Origin of the sequence: Streptomyces sp. NRRL B-24572 (assembly GCF_002156145.1) — a bacterium.
Taxonomy (GTDB): Bacteria; Actinomycetota; Actinomycetes; order Streptomycetales; family Streptomycetaceae; genus Streptomyces; species Streptomyces vietnamensis.
Window position 1 is genome coordinate 938 of the sequence record NZ_MWIG01000499.1, and the last position, 7,982, is coordinate 8,919.

At 70.6% G+C, this 7,982-nt stretch carries 7 protein-coding genes and 1 pseudogene; 6 read left to right on the forward strand and 2 right to left on the reverse strand.

Annotation, left to right across the window (positions count from 1 at the left end):
• Nucleotides 1-221 precede the first annotated feature (221 nt).
• From CCN56_RS27725 to cseC, 4 genes are all read left to right on the forward strand, one after another.
• Entirely contained in the window at nucleotides 222-797 is a 576-nt protein-coding gene (locus CCN56_RS27725; RefSeq protein ID WP_041129820.1) for a SigE family RNA polymerase sigma factor, read from the forward strand.
• Nucleotides 785-1,525 carry a hypothetical protein gene (locus CCN56_RS27730; protein WP_179200002.1) on the forward strand — a complete coding sequence of 247 codons (741 nt, stop codon included), beginning with the start codon at nucleotides 785-787 and terminating at the stop codon, nucleotides 1,523-1,525. Before CCN56_RS27725 ends, CCN56_RS27730 begins: the two co-directional genes overlap by 13 nt.
• Before the next feature lie 64 nt (nucleotides 1,526-1,589).
• Nucleotides 1,590-2,297 carry a two-component system response regulator CseB gene (gene cseB / locus CCN56_RS27735; protein WP_086830666.1) on the forward strand — a complete coding sequence of 236 codons (708 nt, stop codon included), beginning with the start codon at nucleotides 1,590-1,592 and terminating at the stop codon, nucleotides 2,295-2,297.
• 12 nt (nucleotides 2,298-2,309) lie between these two features.
• Nucleotides 2,310-3,626 carry a two-component system sensor histidine kinase CseC gene (gene cseC, locus CCN56_RS27740; RefSeq protein ID WP_086830667.1) on the forward strand — a complete coding sequence of 439 codons (1,317 nt, stop codon included), beginning with the start codon at nucleotides 2,310-2,312 and terminating at the stop codon, nucleotides 3,624-3,626.
• Nucleotides 3,627-3,711: 85 nt separating this feature from the next.
• Here cseC and CCN56_RS27745 read toward each other — a convergent pair whose 3' ends face one another.
• Complete coding sequence (locus CCN56_RS27745; protein ID WP_373412907.1) at nucleotides 3,712-5,304, reverse strand: MDR family MFS transporter; 1,593 nt, start codon at nucleotides 5,302-5,304, stop codon at nucleotides 3,712-3,714.
• Nucleotides 5,305-5,399: 95 nt separating this feature from the next.
• Between CCN56_RS27745 and CCN56_RS27750 the strand changes: the two genes are divergently transcribed.
• A complete protein-coding gene (locus CCN56_RS27750; RefSeq protein ID WP_086830669.1) occupies nucleotides 5,400-5,957 on the forward strand; it encodes a TetR/AcrR family transcriptional regulator in 558 nt (185 codons plus the stop codon).
• 5 nt (nucleotides 5,958-5,962) lie between these two features.
• On the opposite strand, the gene CCN56_RS27755 is transcribed toward CCN56_RS27750, so the two are convergent.
• Nucleotides 5,963-6,649, reverse strand: a complete 687-nt coding sequence (locus tag CCN56_RS27755; RefSeq protein WP_086830671.1) for a M23 family metallopeptidase — start codon at nucleotides 6,647-6,649, stop codon at nucleotides 5,963-5,965.
• A 484-nt stretch (nucleotides 6,650-7,133) separates the two neighbouring features.
• Between CCN56_RS27755 and CCN56_RS27760 the strand changes: the two are divergent.
• Nucleotides 7,134-7,982, forward strand: a pseudogene (locus CCN56_RS27760) (ATP-binding protein); the annotation flags it as partial.

A 7,982-nucleotide genomic window follows, 5' to 3' on the forward strand; every position in this document is an offset into this window, starting at 1 on the left:
GGATCCGGGACATTGGATCCCGGACTCTGGACCCCGGACGCTGGACCCCGGATCCAGGGCATTGGATCCATGCCGTCGGATCCAAGATCTCGCTGTTACACAACCGATGGGTAGCCGTGCGCCGACCGACGGCTGCCCCGCACAGCCCCGTGACAACCGCTCCGTAGCGTCATCGACGACACGAGGAACGAAGCAGGTCACGGGGATCGGAGGCGGTTCGGATGAGGCACGGCGGCGAGGTGCTCGACTTCGAGGAGTACGTACGCACGCGGCAGGACGCGCTGCTGCGCAGCGCCCGTCGTCTCGTCGCCGACCCCGTCGACGCCCAGGACCTCCTCCAGACGGCCCTCGCCCGTACGTACGGCCGCTGGGACGGCATCGCCGACAAGTCCCTCGCCGACGCCTACCTCCGCCGGGTCATGATCAACACCCGGACCGAGTGGTGGCGCTCCCGCAAGCTCGAAGAGGTGCCGACCGAGCAGCTGCCCGACGGGAGCGTCGACGACCCGACCGAGCAGCACGCCGACCGCGCGCTCCTCATGGACGTCCTGAAGGTCCTCGCGCCCAAGCAGCGCAGCGTCGTCGTGCTGCGCCACTGGGAGCAGATGAGCACCGAGGAGACGGCGGCGGCGCTCGGCATGTCGACGGGTACGGTGAAGTCCACGCTCCACCGCGCGCTCGCCCGGCTCCGCCAGGAACTGGAGAGCCGTGACCTCGACGCCCGTGCCTTGGGGCGGACCGGGGAGCGGGCGACGGTACGAGGTGACGAAGGGGGGCGGGAGCGGTGCGCGGCCTAGACGGCGAACCCGACGGCAGACCACACGAAGACCACCAGGGTGTGAGCGGCGGCGACGACCGGTACGAGACCGGACGCCGCCGCCCTCGGCGTACGGTCAGGGCGGCGAGCGTCACGGCGACGGCCGGACTCGTCGCCGTCGGGCTTTCCCTGGCCGCCTGCTCCACCGGCGGCACCGGCTCGCGCGACGAGGGCGCGGCCCGCACCGACGAGATCGCCGCCACGGCGCCCACCCCCTCCGTCTCCGCCAGTGCCGGCCCGCAGTCGGCCGAGCGGGTGGATCCGATCGCGCTCCTGAAGGCCGATCCCAAGATCGGCGAGCGGTTCAAGGGGGATCTGAAGCCGTGCGTCGCGGACGCGTACCCGGTGGACGCCTCCTACGGGAATCTCACGAACTCCGCCGCCCCGGACGTCGTCGTCAACGTGATGACCTGCGGTGACGCCGTCGGCATCGGCACGTACGTGTACCGCAGGCAGAACGACCGGTACGAGAACGTGTTCATGACCGAGGACGCGGCGGTCTACGCCACGATCGACCGGGGCGATCTCGTCGTCACCAAGCAGGTGTACGCGAAGGGGGACCCGGTCGCGTACCCCTCGGGCGAGGACGTGATCACCTACCGCTGGTCGGGGAACAGGTTCACCCAGCACGACTGGGTGCACAACGACTACAGCCGGGCCGTCGGCGACGGCACGGAGCCCGCGCCGAGCGAGCCGCCCGCCAACTGAGCCCCGGGCCGCGGACCGCGGCACACGAAAGACCGCAGCACACGAACACCGAAGGGCACGCACGATGGCCGAGACCCATGTCCTGTTCGTCGAGGACGACGACGTCATCCGTGAGGCCACCCAGCTCGCCCTGGAGCGGGACGGCTTCCGGGTGACCGCCATGCCCGACGGGCTCTCGGGCCTGGACGCCTTCCGGGCGCAGCGGCCGGACATCGCCCTCCTCGACGTGATGCTGCCGGGGATGGACGGGGTCAGCCTCTGCCGTCGCATCCGCGACGAGTCGACGGTGCCCGTGATCATGCTCTCGGCGCGCGCCGACTCGATCGACGTGGTGCTCGGCCTGGAGGCCGGGGCCGACGACTACGTCACCAAGCCCTTCGACGGCTCCGTCCTGATGGCCCGCATCCGGGCCGTGCTGCGCCGCTTCGGGCACGCGGGCGGGGCCGGCGCCGGCGAGCACGACGAGCCGGCGGACGGCGGCGGGCTCCTCGTCTTCGGCGAAGGCGACCTGGAGGTCGACACCGAGGGCATGGAGGTCCGCAGGGGCGGGGCGCCGGTGGCGCTGACCCCGACCGAGATGCGGCTGCTCCTGGAGTTCTCGTCGGCGCCGGGCACCGTGCTGTCGCGGGACAAGCTCCTGGAGCGGGTCTGGGACTACGGCTGGGGCGGTGACACCCGGGTCGTGGACGTCCATGTGCAGCGGCTGCGGGCCAAGATCGGCCAGGACCGGATCGAGACCGTGCGCGGCTTCGGCTACAAGCTCAAGAGCTAGGTCAGTGAGCCGGTGAAGTTCCTTCCCCTCCGTACCGGGGTCCGCTGGAAGATCGCCGTCGCCATCGCGGCGGTCGGCGCGCTCATCGCGGTCACCCTGAGCGTCGTCGTGCACAACGCCGCCCGCATCTCGATGCTCGACAACGCGCGCGAGGTGCAGATGGAGCGACTGCTCTTCGCCCAGCGGATGTACGAGACGTCGAAGCCGAAGGAGCCCCGCTTCGGCACGAAGATCAACGACCCGGCGCTGCCGGATCAGCTCGACCAGCTGATGCGGGACAGGCGGCGCGGGACGTACGTGCAGGAGCACCGGCACGGCGGCCCGCCGGACGTGTGGGCGGCCGTGCCGCTCGCCAACGGCGACGTGCTCTCGCTGCACATCCCCTTCGCCGACCGCAGCGCGACGATCATGAACGATCTGGACCGGGCGCTCGTCATCGGCTCGGTGTCGGTGGTCTTCGGCGGCTGCGCGCTCGGCGTGCTCATCGGCGGGCAGCTCTCGCGGCGGCTGCGGAAGGCCGCCGTCGCGGCCGGCCGGGTGGCCCAGGGCAACACGGACGTACGGGTGCGGGACGCCGTCGGCGGAGTCGTACGGGACGAGACCGACGACCTGGCGTGGGCGGTGGACGCGCTGACCGACGCCCTGAACGAGCGGATCGAGGCCGAGCGGCGGGTCACCGCCGACATCGCGCACGAGCTGCGCACCCCCGTCACCGGGCTGCTCACGGCGGCCGAGCTGCTGCCGCCGGGGCGTCCGACCGAGCTCGTACGGGACCGGGCGCAGGCCATGCGGACGCTGGTCGAGGACGTCCTCGAGGTGGCCCGGCTCGACAGCGCCTCGGAGCGGGCCGAGCTCCAGGAGATCGCGCTCGGCGAGTTCGTGGAGCGGCGGGTGCGGGCCCTGGACCCGGAGGTCGTCGTCCGGGTGGTGCACGAGGACTGGGTGAACACCGACCCGCGCCGCCTGGAGCGCGTCCTGGGCAATCTCCTCGCCAACGCGGCCAAGCACGGCAAGCCGCCGGTCGAGGTCACCGTCGAGGGCCGGGTGGTCCGCGTCCGCGACCACGGTCCCGGCTTCCCGGAGGCGCTCCTCAAGGAGGGCCCGAGCCGGTTCCGTACGGGCACGAGCGACCGGGCGGGCCAGGGCCACGGCCTGGGCCTGACGATCGCTGCGGGCCAGGCGCGGGTCCTCGGTGCCCGGCTGACCTTCCGGAACGTGGCCGCGGAGGGGTCCCCGGACGGGGTGGGCGGCGCCATCGCGGTGCTGTGGCTGCCGGACCACGCGCCGACGAACACGGGGAGCTTCCCGGTGCTGAGGCTGGCGGAGTGAGCGCATGAGAGAGGGGGCCGGTCCTTTCCAGGACCGGCCCCCTTCCCGTACGGGAGGTCTCTTCGTACGGGAGACGTACGGGTGATCAGACCGTCTCGGCGACCTTGGGCGCGTCGTCGCCGGCCTCCGCCTTCGGGGCCGCGGCCGGCCCGGCGCCGCGGAGCGCCACCTCCTTGACGAAGAAGGCGAGGACGAAGCTGAGGACGGCGACGGCCGAGGCGACCACGAAGGCGCCGTGCGTGCCGGAGGCGACCGCGTGCTGGTAGGCCTCGCGGAGCGCGGCCGGCAGCTTGGCGAGGCTCGCCGCGTCGAGCTGGGCGGTCCGCTCCGTCAGCCCGCCCCCGCCGCGGGACGCCATCTCGTCCTGGACGCGGCTGGTGAACAGCGCGCCCATGATCGCGACGCCGAAGGAGGAGCCGAGCGTCCGGAAGAGGGTGGTGGAGGAGGAGGCGACGCCCATGTCCTTCATCTCCACGCTGTTCTGGGCGACCAGCATGGTGATCTGCATGAGGAAGCCCATGCCGGCACCGAGGACGGCCATCCAGACGCCGGAGACGAGGCGCGAGGTGCCGGTGTCCATCGTGGAGAGCAGGAACAGGCCGACCACCATGAGCGCGCCGCCCACGATCGGGAAGACCTTGTACTTGCCGGTGCTGGTGGTGAAGCGGCCGACGAGCAGCGAGACGACCATCATCGACAGCAGCATCGGCAGGAGCAGCAGGCCGGAGTTGGTGGCCGAGGCGCCCTGGACGGACTGCTGGAAGATCGGCAGGTAGAGGACCGCGCCGAACATCACGAAGCCGGTGATGAAGCCGATCAGGGACATCAGGGTGAAGTTGCGGCTGCGGAAGATGTGCAGCGGCATGATCGGGTCGCTCGCCCGGGTCTCCACGAAGAGGAACGCGGCGAGCGCGGCGACGCCGCCGATGATCAGGCCGACGATGGTGGCCGAGCCCCAGGCGTACTCCGTGCCGCCCCAGGTGGTGACGAGGACGATCGCGGTGATGCCGACGGTCAGCAGTCCGGCGCCGAGGAAGTCGATCCGGGTGCCCGTGGCGCGCTGCTTCTTCGGCAGGTGCAGGACGGTGGTGATCATGGCGAGGGCGACGATGCCGAGCGGCAGGTTGATGTAGAAGGACCAGCGCCAGCCCCAGTGGTCGGTGATGGTGCCGCCGACGAGGGGGCCGCCGATCATGGCGAGGGCCATCACGCCGGCCATCATGCCCTGGTACTTGCCGCGCTCGCGGGGCGGGATCAGGTCGCCGATGAGCGCCATGACGCCGACCATGAGGCCGCCGGCGCCGAGGCCCTGGATCGTGCGGAAGCCGATGAGCTGGCCCATGTCCTGGGCCATGCCGCTGAGCGCCGAGCCGATCAGGAAGATCACGATCGAGGTGAGGAAGACGCCCTTGCGGCCGAACATGTCGCCGAGCTTGCCCCAGATGGGGGTGGAGGCGGCGGTGGCCAGGGTGTAGGCGGTGACGACCCAGGAGAGGTGCTCCAGACCGCCGAGCTCGCCGACGATCGTCGGCATCGCGGTGCCGATGATCATGTTGTCGAGCATCGCGAGGAGCATCGCGATCATGAGGGCGAGAAGGACGACGCGTACGCTGCGCGGCTGCGGGTCCGCAGCCTTCCCCTCTACCGCTTGAACGTTCTGTTTCGTCGCCATGTCCATCCCTTACTTGCCGCCCGGCTAGTTACTACACTGAGGACGGTAGGCCGGTAACTAGCCGGGCGTCAAGTAAGTTTTCTGGAAAGCGGAGACCCGTCATGGCCCGAGGCAACACCCGCCAGCGCATCCAGGACGTGGCTCTCGAACTCTTCGCCGAGCAGGGGTACGAGAAGACCTCGCTGCGGGAGATCGCGGAACGTCTGGACGTCACGAAGGCGGCGCTCTACTACCACTTCAAGACCAAGGAAGACATCATCATCGGGATCTTCCAGGACCTGACGCGCCCGCTCGACGACCTCATCGAGTGGGCGGGCGAGCAGCCGCGCACCCTGGAGGTGAAGCAGGAGATCCTGCGCCGCTACCAGAAGGCGCTGCTCGCCGCGGCCCCGCTGTTCCGCTTCATGCACGAGAACCAGGCGACCGTGCGCGACCTGAGCATCGGGCTCACCTTCAAGGAGCGCTTCCTCGCGCTCAACAAGTTCGTCCAGGAACCCGACGCCCCGGTGAAGGACAAGGTCCGCGCCGTGAGCGCGGTCTTCGCGCTGCACGCCGGGACCTTCTTCATGGAGAACATCGAGGGCGACCCCGAGGAGAAGCAGGAAGCCGTCCTCGAGGTCGCCCTCGATCTCATCGATCAGGCCCAGAAGGGCCGGTAGTCGCGTCAGACGCCGACGCCGTGGGCCCGCAGGAAGGCCATCGGGTTGATGGCGGAGCCGTAGTTCGGGGTCGTGCGGATCTCGAAGTGCAGGTGCGGGCCGGAGGAGTTGCCGGTGTTGCCCGAGAGGGCGATCTGCTGGCCGGCGCCGACCGACTGGCCGATGTTGACCTGGATCCGCGACAGGTGGGCGTACTGGGAGTACGTGCCGTTGGCGTGCTTGATCACGATCGCGTTGCCGTACGCGGGGCCGTCGCCGCCGCCGTTCGGGCCGGCCTTCACGACGGTGCCGGCGGCCGCGGCCTTGACCGGGGTGCCGACCGGGACGGCGAAGTCCTGGCCGGAGTGCTTGTGGGCCCACATGGCGCCGCCCTGGTTGAAGCTGGCGCTGAGGGCGTACGAGGTGACCGGCTTGACCCAGGCGGGGGTCGCCTTCTTGACGGCCTTCACGGGGGTGGCCTTCACGGCGGCGGCCTTGGCGACGGCGGCCTTCACCTGGGCGGCGAGGTGGGCCTGGGCGTCGGCCTGGGCGGCGACGGCGGCGGACGCGGTCAGAGCGGCCGGGGCGGCGGCGACCTTGCCCTCGGCGGCGAAGGCGGACCCTGCTCCGGCCACCAGCGTCGCTCCCAGACCCGCGGTGGCGAGAGCAACGGCGGTGATACGGGCGGCGGGGTTCATGACGCGCTTCGACATACGGGGGAAGACCTCCGGGAAGTACGGGACCCGACGCGGACGGTCGCTGCGTCGGGCTTGCTCATCCTTGGTAACCCGACCCCCAGCGCATCCCAAAACGCCCCATCTACGACATTGCGTCGTAGCGATCTTCGGGGAAGTTGACCCCTTGACGAACCTGGGGAGGGGTCGCGAAATCGGACATAACGACACAAGCGAATCGGTTTACGCGCACGTCACGAGGGACCGAAACCGCCTGAAACGCCGCCCGACGCCCGGTTCGGAACCCTTCGGGGCCAAAGCCCCGAAGGTTCGCACCCGAATGTCCCCAATTGACACAAAGGTCTCCACTATCCCCGTTAGTACCCCTCAAAACGCCTGTGCGCCTTGTCACCAGCGCCCCGCCCCGAATGGGACCTGGGTCACGCAACCGAGCCGCCCGGAACGCCGTCCCGCACTACGCTGACCGCTTCGGGAATCCAGGGAATCCACGGGGGGACCACACATGGAACCGGCACTCATCGGCACGCGCCTCGCCTCGGCCGCGATCGGACCGCTGCTGAGGAAACTGCTGGTCAGCGACGGTTCGGGCGCGGGCCTCACGGGCCGATCGGACAAGGTCCGGCTCTCCTCCCTGGTCTCCTTCCGCGGCGAGAAGCGCACGCTCACGGAAAAGGACGTCCGAAAGCTCGCCGGGACGCTCGTCGAGCGGTCCCGGGGCGGGGACGGCGAGCGCCCCTTCCCCGCCGACGAGACCGAGGCGGTCACCGACGCCCTCGCCCGGACCCTCCTCGCCCTCGGCGACCTCGACATGGACGACGTCCAGGCCGTCCGCCTCGGCCACCGCGACCTCGCCCGCCGCCTGCGGGCGGCGGCCCCGGCCCCGGACGGCCTCTCGACCGACTCGGGCCTCTACCTGGAGTCGCTGACCGAATGGGCCTGCCTCCACATCCTGGAGTTCTTCACCCAGCGCTCCACGTTCGTGGCCCGCAGCCTGGTGGAACAGACCCGGGCGCAGGGCGAGCTCATCGCGAAGATGGACGAGGTCATCCGCCGCACGCCACGGGCGGACGGACGGGACGCGGACTTCGAACGCCGGTACCTGGAGCACCTCGCCAAGAAGCACGGCCGCCTCACGATCTACGGCATCGACCTGCACCACTCCCCGGACCGGTGGCCGCTGGACCTCGCCTATCTGTCCCTGGAGGCCACGGGCGAAGCGCCCCTGCCGGACGAGGCGGGCCCCTTCGCCCCGCACCAGCGGGAACAGGCCGTCCGCGCCGACCTCGCCCTCGCCCGGCACGACAAGGTCCTGCTGCGCGGCCTCGCGGGCTCGGGCAAGACGACCCTCGTC

Bases quoted from the DNA above. Each gene is read 5' to 3' on its own strand.
- CCN56_RS27725 (WP_041129820.1), top strand. From the start codon at position 222: ATGAGGCACGGCGGCGAGGTGCTCGACTTCGAGGAGTACGTACGCACG.
- cseB (WP_086830666.1), top strand. From the start codon at position 1,590: ATGGCCGAGACCCATGTCCTGTTCGTCGAGGACGACGACGTCATCCGT.
- CCN56_RS27745 (WP_373412907.1), bottom strand. From the start codon at position 5,304: ATGGACATGGCGACGAAACAGAACGTTCAAGCGGTAGAGGGGAAGGCT.
- CCN56_RS27750 (WP_086830669.1), top strand. From the start codon at position 5,400: ATGGCCCGAGGCAACACCCGCCAGCGCATCCAGGACGTGGCTCTCGAA.
- CCN56_RS27755 (WP_086830671.1), bottom strand. From the start codon at position 6,649: ATGTCGAAGCGCGTCATGAACCCCGCCGCCCGTATCACCGCCGTTGCT.